The following is a 21,636-nucleotide window of genomic DNA, read 5'->3' as shown; positions in this document are numbered from 1 at the left end:
CCTTATCTCCAAAAAAAGAGGCTGGGACAAAAAGATTTTGATTTTCGGAATTCTTTATTATAAATTTTAAAATCGATTGATTCGACAAAAAAGCGAACAAGACAGAATTCTGAGTGTCAGATAACTCGTTTTGTTCGCTTTTTATATCTAAGGTTAGACTTTTGTCCCAGACTCTTTTTTGGAGACAAAGTCCTTAGACTACAAGTTTCTAAGGGCTTTTCTTTGTGTAAAGTCGTATAATAGATGTAAGAAAAGTTGTGAGGTATTCCCTATGTTTCACAAAGAAAATCTAGACTACAACCACAATCAAGTTGGTTTTTACACGCTAGACGAACTCGTTCCGCAAGACCATTTTCTTCGTCAAGTTGAGCAAGTTATCGATTTTTCCTTCATCTATGACTTGGTCGCAGATACTTATTCTGAGGATAAAGGGCGTCCTAGTTTAGACCCTGTTATGCTGGTTAAAATCCCTCTCATCCAATGTTTCTACGGTATCCGTTCCATGCGCCAAACTATCAAGGACATTGAGGTCAATACCGCCTATCGCTGGTTTCTGGGTTTGAGCTTAAACGATAAGGTTCCTCATTTTACCACTTATGGCAAAAATTACAATCGTCGTTTTCAGGACTAAGACTCCTCCTTGACCAAAATATTACACCTGTATTCACTTATACTCGCCCTCGTGGAAAGAAAGGAAAACTTAGCCCTAAGGACTTTATCTATGATGAACACTATTACTGTTACCTCTGCCCTGAAAATCAAATGTTATCTTACTTTACAACAAATCTCGATGGCTATCGTGAGTACAAAAGCAATCCTAATATTTGCCCAATTTGTCCTCTGTTATCCAGTTTCACAGAAAGTAAAAAGAAACAGTAAGTCGTTACTAGCCATATTTGGAGGGATTATTTAGAAATTTGTGAGGAGATTCGGCATCAAAAGGGAAGTAAGGAACTTTACCAGAAACGTAAAGAATCGGTGGAGCAGCTTTTTGGCACAGCCAAAGAATACCACAATCTACGTTATACAAGAGAAGTGAGTAAGTCCAAAATGAAGGCAAAAGTTGGACTTACTTTGACGTGCCTGAATATCAAAAAATTGGTAAAAGTGATGGTGGGGAAGCCTTTTTATTTTTCGCTGAAAACTATTTTGATAAAGATTTTAGCCTATTTTGAGAATAGTAACGCTGAAGATATAAAAAAGACAAACATTAAAACGATGTTTGTCTTCAATCTGAGAGTTCTTTTTGTAGGAAAGGAAAGCCCTGCGGCCTTCCTTTGTCTTACTTACGTTTCTTCTTTGCTTTCTTCATTTTGTTAGCCATGCGTTTCATGGACTGTTTCATGGCAAATTCACCAATTTTACCTTTGAGTCCGCCACCAAACATCTGACTCATATCTGGCATTCCTGCTCCTCCGAGAGCTGACAGATCAGGCATACCGCCTTGTCCCATCATTCCTTCAAGGGCAGACATATCCATTCCTCCCATATTTGACATATTTTTAGGAAGGTTGTTTGGATTGATTCCCATCTGCTTCATCATCTTGTTCATATCCCCAGACATGACACCCTGCATGAGCTGTTTAGCCTGGTTAAAGTCTTTGATAAATTTATTGACTTCTACAAAAGTATTTCCAGAACCTGCGGCAATACGACGACGACGGCTTGGATTTAACAAATCTGGATTTTCACGTTCTTCAGGTGTCATTGAAGACACAATGGCACGTTTGCGAGCAATCTGGCGTTCATCCACCTTCATGTTTTGAAGTGCTGGATTATTGGCCATACCTGGAATCATCTTGAGCAAGTCTTCCATCGGCCCCATGTTTTGCACCTGATCCAACTGATCAATGAAATCATTGAAATCAAAGGTGTTTTCACGCATCTTCTCAGCCATTTCAAGGGCTTTTTGCTCATCGTATTCCTGAGAAGCTTTCTCAATCAGAGTGAGCATATCCCCCATGCCAAGGATACGGCTTGACATACGGTCTGGGTGGAAGGTCTCAATGTCCGTAATCTTTTCACCTGTACCAGTGAACTTGATTGGTTTTCCGGTAATGTGACGAACAGATAGAGCCGCACCACCACGAGTATCGCCATCAATCTTGGTAAGGATGACCCCAGTCACTTCCAACTGAGCATTGAACTCACGCGCAACATTGGCCGCTTCCTGACCAATCATGGCATCAACGACGAGCAGAATTTCGTTTGGTTGAGCCAATGCTTTCACGTCACGAAGCTCATTCATCAAAAGCTCATCAATCTGCAAACGACCTGCCGTATCAATCAAGACATAGTCGTTATGATTAGTTTGGGCTTGCTCCAAACCTTGACGTACAATCTCAACAGCTGGTACTTCTGTTCCAAGTGCAAAGACAGGCACATCAATTTGTTGCCCCAAGGTCTTAAGCTGGTCAATAGCCGCAGGACGGTAAATATCCGCAGCAATCATCAAAGGACGAGCATTTTCTTCTTTCTTGAGTTTGTTGGCCAATTTACCTGCAAAGGTTGTTTTACCAGCCCCCTGTAAACCAACCATCATGATGATGGTTGGAATCTTAGGTGACTTGATAATTTCTGCCGTATCAGAACCTAAAACAGTTGTCAGTTCCTCATCAACGATTTTAATAATTTGTTGCGCAGGATTAAGGGTATCAATGACCTCATGCCCGACTGCACGCTCACGAACTTTCTTGATAAAGTCCTTTACAACAGGCAAGGCAACGTCGGCCTCAAGCAAGGCCAAGCGAATTTCTTTGGTTGCCTCTTGGACATCAGATTCAGAGATTTTTCCTTTTTTACGTAAATTTTTAAAGACGTTCTGCAAACGTTCTGTTAAATTTTCAAATGCCATTATTTTCTCCTATTTTTTCAATTCAGTGGAAATCGTCCGAAATGTTGCAAACTCTCTAGTTCTTCGGTTGTGACTTCTTTAATGATTTCATTTGGATATCCCCAACAGCTAAATCCTTCTTTAAGGGCTTGAGGAATAGAATTAGGTGAGAGAATTTGTAGTCTTGTAGGAAATGGTTCCTCTGCAGCTAATAGTTTGCAAGGTATTCCTTTATAGACAACAAGATTTTCCATGATTACTCCCTATTATCAATACTGGTCAAAATCTCAATTTGCTCTTGCAGAAAAGCATCCTCTGGATAACGCTCCAAAATCTGATCAAAAATTTGACTGCGAACAATGTAGTCCGAGTACATATGGAGCTTCATCTCATAGTCTTCCAGAATCTTTTCTGTCCGCTTGATATTGTCATAGACAGCCTGACGACTAACGCCGAACTCTTCAGCAATCTCAGCAAGGCTGTAATCATCAGCGTAGTATAGCTCGATATAATTCATTTGCTTATCTGTCAAAAGCGCCGCATAAAATTCAAAGAGCGCATTCATACGATTGGTTTTTTCGATTTCCATAACTTTTATTATACCAGAAAATCTATTATACTTCTACATTAGAAATCATTCTAATAGAGATAGAAAAATAATGGTCATTTCTCAAAGTAACTTCCACTTGACTTCTATTTTTCGATTCAGCCTCGTTTTTTTTGAGAGCCCAAGCGGTGTTTTTTCCAATTCAAGTCAATCTCAACTCTCAGTTGCCACTCATAAACTTAGCTTGTTTGTCTGGAACTTTGTGAGTATATTTGTGGTTATTGGCTGCGGCTTTGATATGAATCCCATCAATGAAAATCTCAGTTTGATCAATCAAACTTTGCCCCATACAATAGATAAGACGTGATTAAAAATTTCCTCGATTACTTCCTTATATTGAAAACGACGGCTGTAATTCTTGTCATAAGTTGTAAAATAAGAAATCTTATCGTTTAAACTCAAACCCAGAAACTAGCGATAGATGGTATTGACCTCAATGTCCTTGATGGTTTGTCTCATGAAACGAATACCATAGAATGTCCACACCTCACCCAGCAGTCCAACAACTAACCAACTCTAGCCCTTAACCCCAGCGATTTCAAATCGTTGGGGTTTTCGTGAAAAAGTGCTTGACTCTTCCTCTATGGAGAGTTATGATGGACACACCAATAAAGCAGCAGAATCCCTACGCTGGAATGCCAAAATTCAGACAGCCAAGATTTTCACGATATTTCGGTCTGGACGCTTCAAGAAATGCTTCGGATGAGTTACGAGTTGGGCAAACTGTCGCAAGAAGCTCCAGTACCCACCGAGCTTTAAATTGGCAACAAAGCAAAACTAAAAGCCTTCGAAAATTTTGACTACTACTGGGGCGATATGATTCAGCCAAATTTTGAGGTTTTCTACCACCCAAACCCCAACCAGACGCTCTGCTACTGTCTGCAGTTCAATAATCTAGCTCTCGTGCAAGAATTATATCACCAGATGAATGTTGCTCCAGACGAGAAATTTTCTCGCCTAATGAGCCAACTTCGGAAAGAAGAATTAACTGTTTTGAGCAGAGAAATTTTAACGGAGGAATAAGGAAAAATTCAACCAAATCCACGAAAACAGTCAAAATTTCGAAGCTGAGCCCAAACTCCCCCAAATTGAAACAGTTCACCTTACAACTTTTGAAGAATTACACGATTACACGGTAGGTGATGTGCTTTTAAGCCCCGTTTTCGAAGTGCAACTCCCCATCACGGACGAAGATTTTCGGGTTTACACTTGCCGTTTTCTTAATCCGGAGCGTGCTGAAGAATATTATACTGCTTGTTGCAGAACGGAAGATTTGGACGAATTTGTCGTTTGGAATTGCAAATTGCAGGAAGAAAAGGTTGAGGTTTTGAACATCAAACTTGAATGTAACAACTAAATTTTTCAAAGCAAAACAAACACCCCAGTCGCAAAACTGGGGCAACTTTGTTATAATTTTCGGTTAACAAATCGCTTCATCGATACAAGTTACTGGCGTTGCTAAAATGTATAGCAAAATTTCGCACATCTCGCCTCTACTTTGACAATTAAACAACTTTTCAATTTTCGCAATAAATTTCTCTTTGCTTTCGTTAATGGCAAAAACTGTTATCTTGCGTTTAAAAACATTAGTTTCAACATAATCAAAGGCAAAACCTTTTTCGAAAACTCGCAGTCTCGTTAAAAATGCGGGCAAAGATATAGGGGCGCTGAGGTAAAATCCTAATTGGTTTGGTTGCCATTCAATTGGTATTTCTGGCACCATGCCCCAATATAGCTGGCTACGAATGTCACCTTCTAATTTTTGTAGATACATTTCAGTTTTTAAATCGATATACATATCACTCCTATCTGTTTCTTTCTTTTACTTGTCCATCATAACTCTCTTTGGCACGGAAGTCCAGCCTGTTTTTGAGTTTAATTTACATCAGTTTTGAAAATAAAAACTCTTTATGATTGCAATAATTTTAAGGAAGTGGTATACTAATAAGAAGTGATGAACGCACACCGAAAGCGTTTTTACTTGTGTTTTACAAAAGACAGAAAAGCCAATGAACGGCAATTCATTAGCTTTTTTGAAAGGTGTTTACCTATCCTTGAAATTGTTGCGTATCGCTACGCAAAGTTCGTATATCTCAAGAATAAGCACCACATCATTCAAGTCCAAGCTACCAACTTGGGCTTTTTGAATAAATTCGCACACCTTCACAAGAAGTAGCACGAACGACAGAAACTCCTTTTCTTTCTCGCTCATACCGTCCCCCCTTTCCTCACGGATTTAGAGGTTTTGCAAAGGATACAAAATACCCCTAATAAAGAGTAGTGATTTGGCTTCAGATATTCGTATTGTCAAAATGCGAACTTCTAACAAACCAGAATCTCACTGTTCCTTATTAGAGGTATTTTTAAAACGCAGTTTCTCCTTAGATTTTTGTACTGACCCCAAAAAGTTAGACAATTAATTTATCCAAATGATTTAGTTCTGTATTGCACAGGGCTAAGTCCTTTTAGTTTTACCTTAATTCGTTTATTGTTGTAGTAATCAATATAGTCTACAATGGCTTGTTCCAATTGCTTAAGCGACTGAAATGACTTCTCATAACCGTAAAACATTTCCGATTTCAGAATCCCAAAGAAGGACTCCATCATACCATTGTCTGGACTGTTCCCCTTACGTGACATGGATGCTTGAATTCCCTTACTCTCTAGGAACCGATGATAAGAATCGTGTTGGTATTGCCAACCTTGGTCACTATGGAGAATCGTATTCTTATAGTGTTTATCTGTGAATGCCTGTTCCAACATCGTTTTTACTTGTTCTAAGTTGGGTGAAGTTGAAAGATTATAGGCGATAATTTCGCTATTAAAGCCATCTAAAACTGGTGATAAGTAAAGCTTTTGAGTACTTGCTGGAATGGCAAATTCTGTCACATCTGTGTAGCACTTTTCCATTGTTTTAGAGCCTTCAAATTGACGTTGAATGAGATTCTCTGCCTTCTTACCAACGTCTCCTTTATGAGAAGAATATTTTCGTTTCTGTCGCATTTTAGCTTGTAAATTGAGTACTTTCATCAAGCGTTGAACTCTTTTATGATTTACCAGATAACCACGATTTCTTAGTTCTAAATGAATCCGACGATAACCATAATTTCCCTTGTGTTCGATAAAAATGGATTGAATTTCAGCTTTAAGCTCTTGGTCCTTATCTGGTTTCTCTAGCTGTTTCAAGTGATAGTAGTAGGTCGAACGAGCTAGTTTAATGGCTTTTAGAAGAATATCTAACGAAAACTCAGTCATTAATTCTTGAACAATTTCTGTCTTTCTTCTTTCTCTTTTTCCTCCTTCAATCGGAGTTCTCTTAACTTTTTTAGGATAGCATTCTCCGCTCTCAGGTACTCATTTTCTGCTTGAAGACGTTCTAATTCTGTCCTCTCTTCAGGTCTCTTTTTTGGCTTACGTCCCATTTTAGGTACTCTCCCTCTTGTTTTCTCAACAATAGTATACCCGTTTTTCTTGTATTGTGCTAGCCAATTAAGAAGTATCGTACGACTTGGGAGGCCATATTCAAGAGAAACTCTATCTTTAGTCCAGCCTTCATGTAAGACTTTATGAATCATTTCTTGTTTTAAATCAGGAGAATAGTAACGATTTTTTCCTTTTTTGACGAATTCTATTCCGTAACGATCAATCAATTTAATCATATACCTAATATTAGAATTGTTTATCCCAAATTTATTTGAAAGCTTCTCTAAGCTATATCCTTGTTTTCTAAGTTCATAGATCTGAACTTTATCATCATAAGTTAATTTCATGATAAAAACACCCCAAAAGTTAGATTTTTTCTGTCTAACTTTTGGGGGGCAGTTCAAGTTCAAGATTAGCGTTTTATATTGTAGGCTTTCCGCAGAAGACGCAAACGAAGGTGAATCTAACTCAATTTCCAACCAACGCTTGATTTTAAGCAAACTGGCGGAGCGAGAGAATTTGAACAACCCAATTGTATTTTACGATGATGGCTATTCAGGTTCAAATACCCAGCGTCCAGCTTTCCAACAAGCTCTAGCATTGGTTGAAAACAACCAAGTTTCGAATTTTGTGGTAAAGGATTTGAGCCGTGTTTCACGAGATTACCTGCTCACTGGCAATCTTCTGGAAGTAACTTTCCCTTCGAAAAACATTCGCTTCATTTTCCTGCAAGAAAATATAGATAGCAACAAGAAATCCAGCCAAGATGCCTATCTCACACCATTGGTTTCACTCTTTAATAACTGGTATAGTATGCAGTGTAGCGAGAAAATTAAGCTTTCGAAACATACCAAAGCCAAAATGGTGAAAAAATCGGCTGGATTACAACTTATGGATACCTCAATAATCCAGAAAATCGTAAGGAGGGGTTGGTAAATGAATATGCTTCAGAAATCGTTAAACGGATATTTTCGGAGTATATTTCAGGCAGAACGCCAACCGAGATAGCTCAAGGTTTAAGGTGTGACAAAATGAATCTGGACGTTGCAAACTATCGGATTTTAGAGAGCGACCCTTGTTATTGAAAAATTCAGATGATTTGGCAAATATTGGAAAAAGAGGAGTATATCGGCTCAACCATTAACTTGAAAACCGCAAAAATTTCCTACAAACAGCGGAATTGTCGCATGCGACCTAGTGAAGATTGGCTAATTTTCCCAGATAGCCACGAAGCGATTATTTCGAAGGAAGATTTTGAAATTGCAAGAAAAATGATGGGACACAAGCGAGTCATTCAAAGGCAGAACTGGAAAAACAAAACAGGACACGAAAATTTGTTTGCAGGCTTGCTTTATTGCGAAAATGAGCATAAATTAAGTTTTTGCTCGCAAGAAAAAGATGGCGTGAACCTCGACCATTATAAATGTCACCATTTTAGGCGAGCTGGCGATACTTGTTCGGGCGGTCACTATCCTCGTAAAGAAGCATTGGAAGACCTGATTTTAAACGAGCTTCAAGAACTGATAAACTCGTTTCAGATTAACGAAGCAGATTTATCACAACTCTTGAAGGACAAGTTTGAAATCAAAGAAACCAAGGAGTTCAGCGAACTGCAAAAACAGCTGACCAAAAACGAACAGCGAATGGTGGAGTTGGATACTATTATCCAGCGACTCTACGAAAAGCAACTGTTGGGTGAGATTGCGGACGGCCGTTTCAAAAAATTGTGCGACAACTATGAGGCGGAACAAGTCGAGTTAAAGGAAAAAGTCCAAACCGCAACCGAAACTCTTGGGGTGAAAATGAAACCTGCCCACAACATTGAAAAATTTATGATAACCATTCGAAAATATACTCAACTTGAGAAGTTGACACCGAAAATTATCAACGAATTGATTGATAAAATTATTATCCACCAACCGATTGGTAGAGGCAAGAATAGGCAAATTAAACTGGAAATACATTACCGATTTATTGGTGATATTTAAGTATTTAAAAGAGCGAGTTGTAGATCGCTCTATATAAGAATAGGACTGCTGAGCGAAGTGTGTTATAATAGAGGCATGAAAACAAATGATATTGTCTATGGCGTCCACGCCGTTACCGAAGCCCTCCTTGCAAACACTGGCAACAAACTCTACCTCCAAGAAGATCTCCGAGGTAAGAATGTTGAGAAAGTCAAGGAACTAGCTACAGAAAAGAAGGTCTCCATTTCTTGGACCTCAAAAAAATCCCTCTCTGAGATGACTGAAGGTGCTGTCCACCAAGGTTTTGTTCTACGAGTGTCCGAATTTGCCTATAGTGAGCTGGACCAAATCCTTGCCAAAACACGCCAAGAAGAAAATCCTTTGCTATTAATTCTGGACGGGTTAACCGACCCTCACAACTTAGGCTCCATCTTAAGAACAGCCGATGCGACCAACGTTTCAGGTGTCATCATTCCCAAACATCGTGCTGTCGGTGTTACTCCTGTCGTTGCCAAAACGGCCACAGGTGCTATTGAGCACGTCCCAATCGCTCGAGTGACCAATCTGAGCCAAACTCTAGACAAACTCAAGGATGAAGGATTCTGGACCTTTGGAACGGATATGAATGGTACTCCTTGCCACAAGTGGAATACAAAAGGGAAAATCGCCCTCATCATCGGAAATGAAGGAAAAGGCATTTCTAGCAACATCAAAAAACAGGTTGATGAAATGATTACCATTCCTATGAATGGACATGTTCAAAGTCTCAATGCCAGTGTTGCTGCAGCCATCCTCATGTACGAAGTTTTTCGAAATAGACTATAAAAAAGTTTCCAGTCATCTGATTGGAAACTTTTTATGATTATACTCAATGAAAATCAAAGAGCAAACTAGGAAGCTAGCTGTAGACAGCTCAAAGCACTGCTTTGAGGTTGTAGATAAGACTGACGAAGTCAGCTCAAAACACTGTTTTGAAGTTGTGGATAGAACTGACGAAGTCAGTACCCATACCTACGGTAAAGCGAAGCTAACGTGGTTTGAAGAGATTTTAGAAGTGTATTAACTATGTTCTGTGATAAATTTATAAGCTTCTTGACCAGCGATAGCTCCATCTCCAACTGCTGTTGTCACTTGACGAAGGTCTTTCTGGCGAACATCTCCAACTGCAAAGATACCGTCAACTGCAGTTTTCATGTGGTTATCTGTCACAATCCAACCTGCCTGATCTTGGATATTCAATTCTTTAACAAAATCGCTAAGAGGATCCAATCCAACATAGATAAAGACACCACCGAAGGCTTGTTCTGTCACTTGACCTGTTTTCACATTTTCAAAAACGACAGATTCTACTCGGTTTTCACCTTTGATTTCCTTGACTACAGAATCCCAGATAAAGCTGATTTTCTCATTCGCAAAGGCGCGGTCTTGTAAAACCTTTTGAGCACGAAGTTGGTCACGACGGTGAACAATGGTCACAGTCTTAGCAAAACGAGTCAAGAAGAGGGTTTCTTCAACAGCTGAATCTCCACCACCGACTACCAACAAATCTTGGTCACGGAAGAAAGCACCATCACACACAGCACAGTAAGAAACACCACGACTGTTCAGTTCTTCTTCTCCAGGTACTCCCAAAGGACGGTGTTTAGAACCAGTTGCTACGATAACTGTACGTGTTTCATATGTTTGGTCATCGGTCAGCACTGTTTTAAAATCACCATGGTCCTCTACATTTTCAACATAACCATAAATGTGCTCAACACCAAGATTTTCAAGCGGTTCAAACATTTTTTCTGCCAATTCTGGCCCACTAATATTAGCGTATCCTGGGTAATTTTCAATATCAGATGTATTATTCATCTGACCACCTGGCAGACCACCTTCAATCAAGGCTACTTTCAAATTGCTTCGAGCAGCATACAAGGCTGCAGTCATCCCTGCAGGTCCAGCACCGATAATAATAGTATCGTACATATAGTTTCCTTCTTTCTTGTTGTAACTATCTTTATTCTAACTCTTTCTTGTCAATCACGCAAGGATTATGCCTTGAAAACAAGAATTAAACTCATAACCGCAAAGGATAATACTGGAACAACCAAGACCCCAATCATAATCATATCATAGAGATGGGCTTGGCGAGCCTTGGCTGTCTTATCAACTCCCGACATGGCTCTCAGTCCAATCCAAATCCCTAAAAAAATCAGGACGAGGATGGTAGTCAAGATCAAACTCTCGAAATATAAAGAAAATAGTTGCAGTAGCATGATTTCTCTCATTTCTATCTTTTTTAAAGAGTAAACTCAGCTAGTCCAGCTAACTGAGTTTTCCTTTATCTATTATATCAAATATAAGTCCGTTTGTAACTAGCGAAGAATTCTTTTGTCCGCTCTTCTTTAGGATGGTGGATAATCTCATCCGGTGTTCCAGACTCGATGATTTTCCCCTTATCTAAGAAGAGAATCTTATCCGCCACTTGGGCTACAAAGGACATGTCATGACTGACCAAAATCATGGTTTGACCTGACTTAGCAGCATCTGCAATAGACTTCTCTACTTCACCGACCAATTCTGGGTCAAGGGCTGAAGTTGGTTCGTCTAAGAGCAAGACATCTGGTTTCATAGCGAGAGCACGTGCCAAGGCAACCCGTTGCTTCTGTCCACCTGATAAATGGCGAGGGTAATGGTTTTCACGATCAGAAAGCCCAACCTTAGCCAACTCTTCCTTGGCAATCTTAGTGGCATCTTGATCAGATAATTTCTTGACAACAACCAAGCCTTCTTTCACATTATCAAGTGCTGTTCGGCGTTCAAACAAATTAAACTGTTGGAAAACCATGGACAGCTTACGGCGTAAGGCAAGGATTTCTTCTTGAGTAATCTTAGAAAAATCAACTGAGAAATCATCAATCTGAATAGAGCCACTGTCAGGTGTTTCAAGATAATTGAGACTGCGAAGGAAAGTTGATTTTCCAGCTCCTGAAGAACCAATCAAGGCTACAACTTCCCCTTTTTGAATATCCAAGTTCAGATGATCCAAGACAGTCTGTCCTGAAAAGGATTTGCTTAAATTCGAAATCTTAATCATTAACGAAGGTCTCCTTTCACATCTGTTTGCACGGTATCTGGTGCAGAAATAGCCATTTTTCTCTCGATGAAACGACCGAGGCTTTCAATTCCAATATTGACTACCCAATAAACAAGGGCTACAGAGATGAATCGTTCAAAGTAACGATAATCAGCTCCACCTAGAATCTGAGCTTGGGCAAAGACTTCCACAACACCCGCACTGAAGGCTAGAGAAGTCCCTTTGGTCAAGCCGATTAGGGAATTGATTAAAGTTGGAGTCGCCACAACTGCTGCATTTGGAATAATCACGCGACGATAAACTTGCGCTCGGGTCATCCCCAGACTTCGTGCCGCCTCAATCTCACCAGGATTAACTGAGAGAATCGCTGCACGAATGGTTTCACTGGCATAAGCTGCCTCATTAAAGGCAAAGGCGACAATCGCAAAAGCAGCAGCTGGAATAGCATTGATATTGAGACCAGTTCCCCATTGCTGATTGAGAGCTTTCAAAGCCAAAGGAATTCCGTAGTAGGTCAACATGAGTTGGACCAAAATCGGTGTCCCTTTTAAGAAACTAACAAAGAAGGCCTGCAAGGGATATAAGATCTTGACACGATTGATCTTCACAATGGCGAAAAGAAGTGCCAAAACCAAGCCAAAAAGAGCACCACCAATGGTCAACATAATCGTTGTTGGAAGTTGTTGGACAATTCTCGGAATTCCATCAAAGACCGAACGCAAGCTAAAAAGCTTGCCATCCGGAATCAATTGCATCAAGTTTTGGTACCAATCTGATGCTAAAATCGTTGTAACATTCATAAAAACATCCTCTCCTGATAATGATTCATTCTACCATACTTCTGCCGTCAATGAAATTATTTGCTACGGTCAGATACAGACTTTGTCTACCTACTAGTTTATCATACTTTGAAACAGGGAGGTTATATATTTTATCTATCAAAGAGATAGATAAAAACTATTTCAATCCCAATTCTTCATAAGCTTTTCGATAACCGATTTGCTTAACAGTTCCATTTTCTACTAAAATGGGGCGTTTTAACAACATACCGTCGCTTGCTAGCAACTCAGCTGCTTCTTGGTTTGACAGACTTCCTACCTTATCTTTCAGCCCCAATTCACGGTATTTGATCCCACTGGTGTTGAAAAATTGCTTCAACTCAAAACCCGAGGTTTCTAGCCAGTTTAAAATGACTTCTTGGCTAGGTGTTTCTTCAACGATATGGATGGCTTTATAGTCCACACCGAGTTGGTTTAATTCTTGTTTTGCTTTTTTACAAGTTGAACATTTTGGATATTCGATAAATTCTAACATGTCTTTCACTTTCTATTTTATATCTTTAAAATCTGCGCCTTCATGCTCCAAGAGCCAAGCTTTCTTTTCCACTCCTGCAGCATAACCTGTCAGACGCTTGCCAGCTCCCAGCACCCGATGACAAGGTACTAGGATAGACCACGGATTGCGTCCCACTGCCCCACCAATTGCTTGAGCAGAATCCACTTGTAGCTCTTGGGCTATTTGTCCATAGGTCACTGTCTGACCATAAGGAATTCCCTGTAGATAGGACCAAACTCGCTTTTCAAAATCCGTTCCGATTGGAGCCAAGGGCAAGTCGGATAAATCCTGAGACTTGCCTTTAAAGTAATCATCTAAGCAAGCAATAACTGGATCTAAAATTGGATGACTAACAACTGCTTCTATCGTCTCATCTCCTAGTCCCCTCTCAAAATGCTTCTGCTCCTGCACCCAAACGCCATACAGATATTGCTCGTCGGCAACCAAAGACAAGGTTCCTATTGGCGAAAAGTAGAGCATTTTTACGTACTTCTTTTGCATTATTTCTTCAATTTTTGATAGGCCAAGCGTTCTCCATCAACTGGAACCTTACCAACCTGTTTAAAACCGAGTTTTTCAAATATATGCTGCATGGCCTTGTTTGCAACATGTGTATCTGAGCGAAAATCTAGATAATCAAAACCTTCAATCAAGCCTTCTAGGAAAGTCTGAGCAACCCCCTGTCCCTGCACATCTGCTGCCACAGCAATACGGTGAAAGACTAGGTACTCTGACTCTCCAGCTTGCCATTTTCCTTCATAAATGGCTTCATAGGTTGCCTCTGGACTCTTGGTCACGGCTGCATAAGCTAGTAATTCTCCCTCTTCCAAGGCTACATAGGCTTGACCTGAGATAATATCCTCAATAATAATATCAGCATTTGGATAACCATTTTGCCACTGGTCACTACCAGCATCTGCTAAACATTTTTTAGCATCCTCCATCACCTGCATGATGGTATCTACTTCATTTGGAAAAGCTAAACGAATTTCCATCTTTTCTCCTCATTTCTGACTAGTTTCTCCCATCATAGCATAATTTAAGTCTTTCTACAAGCAGTTAAAACTTGACTTTCTATTTCTATTATTTTATAATCTAGTTATTAAAACTAGATAAAAAGGAGTTGAAAATGAAAACTACCTTTTCCTACCCAAAATGGGCAGAAATCCCAAATATTGACCTCTATCTGGACCAGGTTTTGCTCTATGTCAATCAGGTCTGCTCCCCTATCTCTCCTGATAAAGACAAGGGTCTGACAGCATCCATGGTCAACAATTATGTGAAACATGGTTACCTAACAAAGCCTGACAAGAAAAAATACCAACGCCAACAGATTGCCCGTCTGATTGCTATCACAACCCTCAAGTCGGTATTCTCTATTCAAGAAATAGCTCAGACACTTAATACTCTCCAAACTCAAGCAAGTTCAGACCAACTCTACGATGCTTTTGTGGACTACATGAACCAAGGAATGGACCCAGCTAACCCCATTATCCAAACCAGCTGCCAAACCGTTAAACTCTATCATCAAACCCTAGCCTTAATCGATCATACTCAAGAGGAGGTAATCCAATGAACACTAGTCTTAAACTCAGCAAACAACTCAGTTTCGGAGAAGAGATTGCTAATAGTGTGACCCATGCCGTAGGTGCAGTCATCATGCTCATCTTACTGCCTATTTCATCAACCTATAGTTATGAGACACACGGATTTTTATCCTCTATCGGCGTTTCCATTTTCGTTATTAGTCTCTTTCTCATGTTCCTATCATCCACCATTTATCACTCTATGGCCTATGGTTCGACCCACAAATATGTCTTGCGAATCATTGATCATTCTATGATTTATGTTGCTATTGCAGGCTCATACACGCCCGTCGTCTTGACCTTAATGAATAACTGGTTTGGCTATCTGATTATTGCCATCCAATGGGGAACGACCATCTTTGGTATTCTCTATAAAATCTTTGCTAAAAAAGTCAATGAGAAATTTAGCCTTGCTCTTTACCTGATTATGGGCTGGTTGGTTCTGACTATCATTCCTGCCATTATCAGTCAAACAACGCCAATTTTCTGGAGTCTCATGGTAACTGGCGGACTCTCTTATACAGTTGGAGCTGGATTTTATGCCAAGAAAAAACCTTATTTCCACATGATTTGGCATCTCTTTATCCTAGCTGCGTCCGCACTCCAGTACATCGCCATTGTTTATTACATGTAAAAAAGTTGAGAAATTCAGTCTCAACTTTTTTCTTTACACATATTAATAAAGTACTGGTGAAAGCGCACATCATCAGTCAATTCTGGATGAAAAGAGGTTACCAACATATTTTTTTCTTGGGCTGCAACAATTTGATCGTTCACTGTTGCTAGAATTTCTACACCCTCTCCAACACTGCTGATAATTGGACCACGGATAAAGGTCATTGGAATCTGACCGACTCCCTTACATTCTGCTTCCGTGTAGAAACTTCCTAATTGGCGCCCATAGGCATTGCGCTCGACAACCATATCCATAGTTCCTAGATGACTTTCTTCCTGAGAAGTGATTTCCTTAGCCAGCAAAATTAAGCCTGCACAGGTCCCAAACACTGGTAGTCCAGATAGAATGGCTTCTCGAATGGGAATCAGCATGTCCTGCTCACGTAAGAGCTTGCCCATGGTTGTAGATTCCCCACCAGGTAATATCAAACCCGACAAATCACTCTGATGTTTCTGAAAATCTTCTAAATTTCTGATTTCAACACTCTCGACACCTAATCGATCTAGCACTTTTGCATGTTCTGCAAAGGCCCCTTGCAAGGCCAATATTCCGATTTTCATCTATTTTCCTCGCTCTGCCATGAGAATTTGAATTTCATTTTCATTAATACCAACCATGGCTTCGCCTAGATCTTCAGAGATTTGAGCTAGGATTTGAGGATTACGGAAGTTAGTTACCGCTTTGACAATGGCACTCGCTCGTTTAACAGGATCTCCTGACTTGAAAATACCTGAACCGACAAAGACACCCTCTGCCCCTAATTGCATCATCAACGCAGCATCTGCTGGCGTTGCAACGCCTCCAGCCGCAAAGTTTACAACTGGCAATTTTCCATGTTCATGGACGTATTGAACCAATTCTACAGGTACCTGCAAGTCCTTAGCAGCAACATAAAGTTCGTCCTCTCGTAAGTTTTGAATACGGCGAATTTCCTGATTCATCATACGCATATGACGAACAGCTTGGACGATATCCCCCGTACCCGGTTCTCCTTTGGTACGAATCATAGAAGCACCTTCAGCGATACGACGCAAGGCTTCCCCCAAATCCTTAGCCCCACAGACAAAAGGAACTTGGAATTCTTTTTTGTCCACATGGAAACGGTCGTCTGCTGGAGATAAAACTTCACTCTCATCGATATAGTCAATCTCAATAGCCTCTAAAATCTGAGCTTCAACAAAATGCCCGATTCTGACCTTGGCCATTACTGGAATACTAACCGCTTCTTGGATTTCCTTAATCATCTTTGGATCACTCATACGGGAAACACCACCAGCTGCACGGATATCAGCTGGAATCCGCTCCAAGGCCATAACAGCAGCCGCACCAGCAGCTTCTGCAATGCGGGCCTGTTCAGGATTCTGAACGTCCATGATAACCCCACCTTTGAGCATCTGTGCCAAGTTTTTATTTAGTTCATAACGATTTTCAGTCATTTATTTTATCCTCATTATTTATATTGGTAGCTACCATTTCATTTTAAGTTAGATTAAAATGAAGTACAAGATAAAAAAAACGTAATTGTGTGGGTACAGATTGGCTAAAAAAACTATCTGACCTTAGCTTAAGGCCAGATAGTTCATCAAATTTTATTTTTCAGCTGTAAGGGCAGCCATTGTGATGTAGTTATATGGTTTGTTGAAGTGTGGCAAGAAGAATAGGTCTGTCAATGCCAATTTATCAATTGTCACATGTTCTTGGATAGCAAGTGAGAACATGTGGATTCCCATGCTGATTGCAGAATCGCGTGAAACCATTTGTGCACCAAGAATTTCACGGCTATCTTTGTCAAAGACAATCTTGATGGCTACTTCATGGTTATCATGTTTCATGAATTCTGGTTTTTGAAGATCGTTAAAGCCTGTTTCAGTTGCATTGTAACCAGCAGCTTTAGCTTTTTCAAGAGTCAAACCAGTTGAAACCATGTGAAGACCGTAGATTGAGATACCGTTTGATCCTTGAACACCGATTCCTTCCAATTCATGTCCACATGCGTTATATGCACCAACGATACCAGTACGAACAGCGTTTGAAGCAAGCGCAATGTAGCTAGTGTCTTTACGAGCGTTGTCATAAACAGTCGCACAGTCACCTACTGCGTAAACGCCTGGGATAGATGTTTCTTGTTTTTTGTCTACAAGGAAGGCACCGTTACGGAAGAGTTCAATTTTTCCATCAGCAAGGGCTGTGTTTGGACGGAAACCAACTGCAAGGATAACCATATCCACATCAAAAGTTTCTTTATCAGTAATCAAGCGTTCAACTTTACCGTCACCCTCGATTGCTTTAACAGTTTGACCAAGCGCCAAGCGGATGTTGTGGTCTTCCAAGTTCTTCGCCATCATTTGTGTGAAGTCTTTGTCATAGTAACCGTTCAAAACAGTATCAACGATATCAACAAGGACAACTTCTTTTCCAAGACGTTCAAAGGCTTCAGCAAGTTCAACACCGATATAACCACCACCAACAACGGCGATTCGGTCAAGGTGTTGACTCTTATCAGACAATTTGTGAATCACTTCTTCAGCGTTTTGGTACAATTTCACAAATTGTACGTTTTCAAGAGTTGCTTTAAATTCACGGTTTCCTTTAACAATTTCAACACCTTCGATTGGTGGCAAGATTGGTGTAGAACCTGTAGCGAAAATCAATTTTTCATATGATTCTTTGTGCTCTTTTCCTTCAACTTCCGCTGTAACTACTTTGTTATCATAGTCTATTGAAAGAACTGGTGAATTCATGTATACCTTAGCACCTTTAGCTTCCAATTTTTCTTTATCAGAATAGAACAAGCCTTCAGCACCGTCAATTTGTTCACCAATCCAGAGGGCCATTCCACATCCTAGGAAAGAAATGTTAGAGTTTTGGTCAAATACAACGATTTCGTTCTCATTTCCAAAGTTATCCAACATAGTGTTAATACATGCTGTACCAGCGTGGTTAGCACCAACTACAACGATTTTACTCATAGAAAAATTCCTACCTTCAATTTTAAATTTACCTTTCTAGTATAACATTTACTGTTAGCGTTTACAAGAGTTTAGCTAATTTTCCCGTTTTTTTTGTAAAAAAATGTAAATAATCTGTATTTTATCAGTCTTTCTTACAATTACTCTTTATTTTCTGAGCATATTTCTTGACAAGTTTACAAATTTTATTTGTGAAAACGCTGACTTTATGGTATGCTAGTATCATGAAAAGAAAATGTAAGGGGTTAAATTTAATATAAATTTACTATATTTCAACCTTCTTTTCATAAGAGAAAGGAGTTGGTAGCTTGCCTCTTAGTTCACATTCTGAACGCCTAATGGGGACTACTATCACTATTTCATTAGTGGATGAGCGATCCGATATCTTGCTCCAAAAATCCTTTGATTTGCTTAAAGAGCTTGAATACCGTTTCAATGCCAATAGCCAAGAATCGGAGTTGATGGAAATCAATCATCAAGCTGGAATAGCTCCTGTCAAGGTTCATCCAGACCTGTTTGAATTGATTTCACTTGGATTAGAACATAGCCTAGCGCCCTCTAGTCATCTCAACATCAGCATTGGTCCCTTGATTCAAACCTGGCGCATTGGTTTTTCAGATGCCAAAGTTGCCCAGCCTCAAGAAATTGAATCAGTACTTCCTTTAATCAATCCTCATTATATCGAGTTAGATTCTTCCACTTCCACTGTGTTCTTGAAACAGAAAGGAATGAAGATCGATCTTGGCTGCTTAGCCAAGGGTTATAGTGCGGATAAGGTTGCCCAATTTCTTAGAGAAGAGGGAGTGACATCTGCCTTGATTAATCTTGGAGGGAATATCCTGACCATTGGAAAAAATCAGGCAAGAGGGAATCAAGCTTGGCAAATCGGGATTCAAGACCCAGTCAATCCGAGGGGAAGTCACTTAATGACCATCCCCGTTGTCAATCAATCTGTCGTGACTTCGGGCATTTATGAACGTCACCTGACTGTCGATGGAAAAGATTACCATCATATTTTTGACAGCCAAACAGGGTATCCTGTTGAAACGGAGCTAGCTAGTCTCACCATCATCTCTGATAAATCAGTTGATGGTGAAATCTGGACAACTCGTCTATTTGGAGAAAGACCTGCTTCTATCCTTTGGCAAGTCGAAAGTTTGGAGGGCATAGAAGCTATCCTCATCGATAAGGAAGGTCACCTAAGCTGTTCTTCAGGAATTCCTACTCTATAGAAACAGATGTTTCAGTAGAGGTTTAAAATCGTATTATGTAAAAAGAGAAAGGAAATCTCATGTTAAAACTTATTGCTATTGTTGGAACAAATTCAAAACGTTCTACAAACCGTCAATTGCTTCAATACATGCAAAAACACTTTGCTGAAAAAGTTGAAATTGAACTTGTTGAAATTAAAGACATTCCTGTCTTCAACAAACCAGCAGACAAGAAAGTACCTGCTGAAATTCTAGAAATAGCTGCTAAAATTGAAGAGGCAGATGGCGTTATTATCGGTACTCCTGAGTATGACCACTCTATCCCAGCTGTTTTGATGAGCGCTCTTGCTTGGTTGTCTTATGGTATCTACCCACTTTTGAATAAACCAATCATGATTACAGGTGCTTCATATGGTACGCTTGGTTCATCACGTGCTCAATTACAACTTCGCCAAATCTTGAATGCTCCAGAAATTAAAGCAAGTGTCCTTCCAGATGAATTCTTACTTTCACATTCTCTTCAAGCCTTCACCCCAAGTGGAGACCTAGTAGATCTTGATGTTATTAAAAAATTGGATGCTACTTTTGACGACTTCCGTATCTTTGTAAAAATCACAGAAAAATTGCGCAATGCACAAGAATTACTTCGCAAAGATGCTGAAGACTTTGACTGGGAAAATTTGTAAGATAGGAGACCAAAAAGAATGAAATTTGTTGGACTTGTAGGATCAAACTACGATCAATCATATAACCGTAAACTCTTGGAATTCATCCGTCGTCACTTCAAACTTAAATTTGAATTAGAAGTTCTTGAAATTGACGAAGTTCCAATGTTTAACCAAGACGAAAAATGGGACGAAAGTTTCCAATTACGTTATTTATATAATAAAATTACTCGTGCTGATGGTGTTATCATCGCTACTCCTGAGCACAACCATACAATCTCAGCTTCTCTAAAATCTGTTCTTGAATGGCTTTCATACGAAGTTCATCCATTTGAAAACAAACCAGTCATGATTGTGGGTGCTTCTTACTACGACCAAGGCACTTCTCGTGCCCAAGTTCACCTTCGTAAGATTCTTGACGCTCCAGGTGTCAATGCCTATACTCTTCCAGGAAATGAATTCCTTCTCGGTAAAGCTAAAGAAGCCTTTGATGTTAATGGGAATATCACAAATGAAGGAACTATTAATTTCCTTGAAACATGTTTAGACAACTTTGTAAAATATGTGGGAGTCGTTTCAAAATTGAAAAAACCAAAACCAATCGCACCAGAAGATTTATATTGTACAAATCCAATTGCAACTACCATTCAAGGTGTTGACCCTGATGATCCTGAATGGGTAGAAAAAGCAGCTGAGCTTGTTGGAGCTGTTTCTGGAGATACTTACGTTAAATTAGACCACGGTATCTTGACAGTTAACCAAATTGATATGTTCTTGAAAGCAATGCCATTTGAGTTGACATATGCGGATGATAATAACCAATTCTTGTACTACAATAACGCCCACCAAGATCCAAACACAATGTATGGTAAACGTGTCCGTGCTCAATCAGGAAATAGATTAGGAACAGTACACGGTACATTGCCAGATTCTAGAATGAAAAACGTTGAATGGGTTGTCGGCGTATTGCGTAATGGGGACCAAGAATATGTCCGTACAATTGTACCAGGAACACCAGAAGGCGTTATTAATACCCATAATTACCAAGCAATGTATTACCCAGATGGTTCATATGCTGGAATCAATGAGATTATCTTTAATTTCCAACCATGGCTTGACTGGTACCTCAATACGACTGGTCAACGTCTAGTCGGTGGAAATGCTGCAGCTCCTGCTGGAGGACATGGCAGTGCAGATGCCACATCTGGAGCTTCAGATTCAGGTGATGCTGGAGGCCACGGTGGTGGCGCAGACGCTACATCTGGCGCAAGTAACTAATAAT

The 21,636-nt window shown here is 39.9% G+C and carries 26 protein-coding genes and 2 pseudogenes; 11 read left to right on the top strand and 17 right to left on the bottom strand.

Annotation, left to right across the window (positions count from 1 at the left end):
- Nucleotides 1-271: 271 nt before the first annotated feature.
- A pseudogene (locus tag ACLV7W_RS03455) lies at nt 272-1,320 on the top strand (transposase).
- Here the strand turns inward: ACLV7W_RS03455 and ffh are convergent.
- The 4 genes and pseudogenes from ffh to ACLV7W_RS03435 form a co-directional block, all read right to left on the bottom strand.
- Nucleotides 1,283-2,854: a signal recognition particle protein gene (ffh, locus tag ACLV7W_RS03450; RefSeq protein WP_153209454.1), complete on the bottom strand. Its 1,572-nt coding sequence runs from the start codon at nt 2,852-2,854 to the stop codon at nt 1,283-1,285. The pseudogene ACLV7W_RS03455 and the gene ffh overlap by 38 nt on opposite strands.
- Nucleotides 2,855-2,871: 17 nt before the next feature.
- Nucleotides 2,872-3,087 (bottom strand): 2-oxoglutarate:acceptor oxidoreductase, encoded by a 216-nt coding sequence (locus tag ACLV7W_RS03445; RefSeq protein ID WP_153209452.1) that lies wholly within the window; start codon nt 3,085-3,087, stop codon nt 2,872-2,874.
- A gap of 2 nt (nt 3,088-3,089) precedes the next feature.
- Nucleotides 3,090-3,422: a putative DNA-binding protein gene (locus tag ACLV7W_RS03440; RefSeq protein ID WP_000402062.1), complete on the bottom strand. Its 333-nt coding sequence runs from the start codon at nt 3,420-3,422 to the stop codon at nt 3,090-3,092.
- 146 nt (nt 3,423-3,568) lie between these two features.
- A pseudogene (locus ACLV7W_RS03435) lies at nt 3,569-3,914 on the bottom strand (transposase); the annotation flags it as partial.
- Nucleotides 3,915-4,061: 147 nt separating this feature from the next.
- On the opposite strand from ACLV7W_RS03435, the gene ACLV7W_RS03430 reads away from it, so the two are divergent.
- Complete coding sequence (locus ACLV7W_RS03430) at nt 4,062-4,199, top strand: DUF6900 domain-containing protein (protein ID WP_409349490.1); 138 nt, start codon at nt 4,062-4,064, stop codon at nt 4,197-4,199.
- A 385-nt stretch (nt 4,200-4,584) separates the two neighbouring features.
- On the top strand, nt 4,585-4,797 hold the full coding sequence (locus ACLV7W_RS03425) for a hypothetical protein (protein ID WP_153209450.1): 213 nt from the start codon (nt 4,585-4,587) through the stop codon (nt 4,795-4,797).
- A 63-nt stretch (nt 4,798-4,860) separates the two neighbouring features.
- Here the strand turns inward: ACLV7W_RS03425 and ACLV7W_RS03420 are convergent, their stop codons facing one another.
- The 3 genes from ACLV7W_RS03420 to ACLV7W_RS03410 form a co-directional block, all read right to left on the bottom strand.
- The gene (locus tag ACLV7W_RS03420; RefSeq protein ID WP_153209448.1) at nt 4,861-5,238 is read right to left on the bottom strand and encodes a hypothetical protein; all 378 of its coding nucleotides are present in this window, start codon (nt 5,236-5,238) and stop codon (nt 4,861-4,863) included.
- A 246-nt stretch (nt 5,239-5,484) separates the two neighbouring features.
- On the bottom strand, nt 5,485-5,652 hold the full coding sequence (locus ACLV7W_RS03415; protein ID WP_153209446.1) for a hypothetical protein: 168 nt from the start codon (nt 5,650-5,652) through the stop codon (nt 5,485-5,487).
- A gap of 209 nt (nt 5,653-5,861) precedes the next feature.
- Nucleotides 5,862-7,210, bottom strand: a protein-coding gene (locus ACLV7W_RS03410; protein WP_411865386.1) for an IS3 family transposase whose coding sequence is annotated in 2 segments (ribosomal slippage) — nt 5,862-6,769 and nt 6,769-7,210 — 1,350 coding nt in all. Because the reading frame shifts where the segments join, the coding sequence is not laid out codon by codon here.
- Between ACLV7W_RS03410 and ACLV7W_RS03405 the strand changes: the two genes are divergently transcribed.
- The 3 genes from ACLV7W_RS03405 to rlmB all read left to right on the top strand — a co-directional run bounded on the left by ACLV7W_RS03405 (nt 7,209) and on the right by rlmB (nt 9,655).
- On the top strand, nt 7,209-7,799 hold the full coding sequence (locus ACLV7W_RS03405) for a recombinase family protein (RefSeq protein WP_411865438.1): 591 nt from the start codon (nt 7,209-7,211) through the stop codon (nt 7,797-7,799). The two genes, ACLV7W_RS03410 and ACLV7W_RS03405, sit on opposite strands and share 2 nt — an antisense overlap.
- Before the next feature lie 158 nt (nt 7,800-7,957).
- Nucleotides 7,958-8,851 (top strand): DUF4368 domain-containing protein, encoded by an 894-nt coding sequence (locus tag ACLV7W_RS03400; RefSeq protein WP_228112193.1) that lies wholly within the window; start codon nt 7,958-7,960, stop codon nt 8,849-8,851.
- A gap of 75 nt (nt 8,852-8,926) precedes the next feature.
- Nucleotides 8,927-9,655, top strand: coding sequence for a 23S rRNA (guanosine(2251)-2'-O)-methyltransferase RlmB (gene rlmB, locus ACLV7W_RS03395; RefSeq protein ID WP_045611907.1), 729 nt, complete (start codon nt 8,927-8,929; stop codon nt 9,653-9,655).
- 234 nt (nt 9,656-9,889) lie between these two features.
- Here rlmB and trxB read toward each other — a convergent pair whose 3' ends face one another.
- The 7 genes from trxB to ACLV7W_RS03360 form a co-directional block, all read right to left on the bottom strand.
- Complete coding sequence (gene trxB, locus ACLV7W_RS03390; protein WP_411865437.1) at nt 9,890-10,801, bottom strand: thioredoxin-disulfide reductase; 912 nt, start codon at nt 10,799-10,801, stop codon at nt 9,890-9,892.
- Nucleotides 10,802-10,866: 65 nt separating this feature from the next.
- Nucleotides 10,867-11,091, bottom strand: coding sequence for a DUF4059 family protein (locus ACLV7W_RS03385; RefSeq protein WP_000926599.1), 225 nt, complete (start codon nt 11,089-11,091; stop codon nt 10,867-10,869).
- 77 nt (nt 11,092-11,168) lie between these two features.
- Nucleotides 11,169-11,912, bottom strand: coding sequence for an amino acid ABC transporter ATP-binding protein (locus ACLV7W_RS03380; protein ID WP_411865436.1), 744 nt, complete (start codon nt 11,910-11,912; stop codon nt 11,169-11,171).
- Nucleotides 11,912-12,712 carry an amino acid ABC transporter permease gene (locus ACLV7W_RS03375; RefSeq protein WP_001103449.1) on the bottom strand — a complete coding sequence of 267 codons (801 nt, stop codon included), beginning with the start codon at nt 12,710-12,712 and terminating at the stop codon, nt 11,912-11,914. Before ACLV7W_RS03375 ends, ACLV7W_RS03380 begins: the two co-directional genes overlap by 1 nt.
- Nucleotides 12,713-12,869: 157 nt before the next feature.
- Complete coding sequence (locus ACLV7W_RS03370) at nt 12,870-13,226, bottom strand: arsenate reductase family protein (protein WP_000889083.1); 357 nt, start codon at nt 13,224-13,226, stop codon at nt 12,870-12,872.
- Between the two features lie 12 nt (nt 13,227-13,238).
- The gene (locus ACLV7W_RS03365) at nt 13,239-13,748 is read right to left on the bottom strand and encodes a methylated-DNA--[protein]-cysteine S-methyltransferase (RefSeq protein WP_411865435.1); all 510 of its coding nucleotides are present in this window, start codon (nt 13,746-13,748) and stop codon (nt 13,239-13,241) included.
- The gene (locus ACLV7W_RS03360) at nt 13,748-14,242 is read right to left on the bottom strand and encodes a GNAT family N-acetyltransferase (RefSeq protein ID WP_411865434.1); all 495 of its coding nucleotides are present in this window, start codon (nt 14,240-14,242) and stop codon (nt 13,748-13,750) included. Before ACLV7W_RS03360 ends, ACLV7W_RS03365 begins: the two co-directional genes overlap by 1 nt.
- Before the next feature lie 134 nt (nt 14,243-14,376).
- Here ACLV7W_RS03360 and ACLV7W_RS03355 point away from each other — a divergent pair, with 134 nt between their 5' ends.
- Nucleotides 14,377-14,823, top strand: a complete 447-nt coding sequence (locus ACLV7W_RS03355; RefSeq protein WP_411865433.1) for a DUF1836 domain-containing protein — start codon at nt 14,377-14,379, stop codon at nt 14,821-14,823.
- Nucleotides 14,820-15,467 carry a PAQR family membrane homeostasis protein TrhA gene (gene trhA, locus ACLV7W_RS03350; protein WP_055356951.1) on the top strand — a complete coding sequence of 216 codons (648 nt, stop codon included), beginning with the start codon at nt 14,820-14,822 and terminating at the stop codon, nt 15,465-15,467. Before ACLV7W_RS03355 ends, trhA begins: the two co-directional genes overlap by 4 nt.
- Nucleotides 15,468-15,487: 20 nt before the next feature.
- Here the strand turns inward: trhA and pdxT are convergent, their stop codons facing one another.
- The 3 genes from pdxT to nox all read right to left on the bottom strand — a co-directional run bounded on the left by pdxT (nt 15,488) and on the right by nox (nt 18,478).
- Complete coding sequence (gene pdxT / locus ACLV7W_RS03345) at nt 15,488-16,069, bottom strand: pyridoxal 5'-phosphate synthase glutaminase subunit PdxT (protein WP_411865432.1); 582 nt, start codon at nt 16,067-16,069, stop codon at nt 15,488-15,490.
- Nucleotides 16,070-16,945: a pyridoxal 5'-phosphate synthase lyase subunit PdxS gene (pdxS, locus tag ACLV7W_RS03340; protein WP_000138517.1), complete on the bottom strand. Its 876-nt coding sequence runs from the start codon at nt 16,943-16,945 to the stop codon at nt 16,070-16,072.
- Nucleotides 16,946-17,098: 153 nt separating this feature from the next.
- Nucleotides 17,099-18,478, bottom strand: a complete 1,380-nt coding sequence (gene nox / locus ACLV7W_RS03335) for a H2O-forming NADH oxidase (protein ID WP_000036778.1) — start codon at nt 18,476-18,478, stop codon at nt 17,099-17,101.
- A gap of 308 nt (nt 18,479-18,786) precedes the next feature.
- On the opposite strand from nox, the gene ACLV7W_RS03330 reads away from it, so the two are divergent.
- Genes ACLV7W_RS03330 through ACLV7W_RS03320 form a run of 3 tightly spaced genes read left to right on the top strand, consistent with a single transcriptional unit; the run spans nt 18,787 to nt 21,632 of the window.
- Complete coding sequence (locus ACLV7W_RS03330; RefSeq protein WP_411865431.1) at nt 18,787-19,710, top strand: FAD:protein FMN transferase; 924 nt, start codon at nt 18,787-18,789, stop codon at nt 19,708-19,710.
- Nucleotides 19,711-19,769: 59 nt separating this feature from the next.
- Entirely contained in the window at nt 19,770-20,375 is a 606-nt protein-coding gene (locus tag ACLV7W_RS03325) for an NADPH-dependent FMN reductase (protein WP_033689019.1), read from the top strand.
- Nucleotides 20,376-20,393: 18 nt separating this feature from the next.
- Nucleotides 20,394-21,632: an NAD(P)H-dependent oxidoreductase gene (locus tag ACLV7W_RS03320; RefSeq protein WP_261066622.1), complete on the top strand. Its 1,239-nt coding sequence runs from the start codon at nt 20,394-20,396 to the stop codon at nt 21,630-21,632.
- Nucleotides 21,633-21,636 lie beyond the last annotated feature (4 nt).

This window comes from Streptococcus mitis, from assembly GCF_965111735.1.
GTDB lineage: Bacteria > Bacillota > Bacilli > Lactobacillales > Streptococcaceae > Streptococcus > Streptococcus mitis_DR.
The sequence above is the reverse complement of the archived record's forward strand: the minus strand, read 5'-3'. Positions and strand labels throughout refer to the sequence as shown.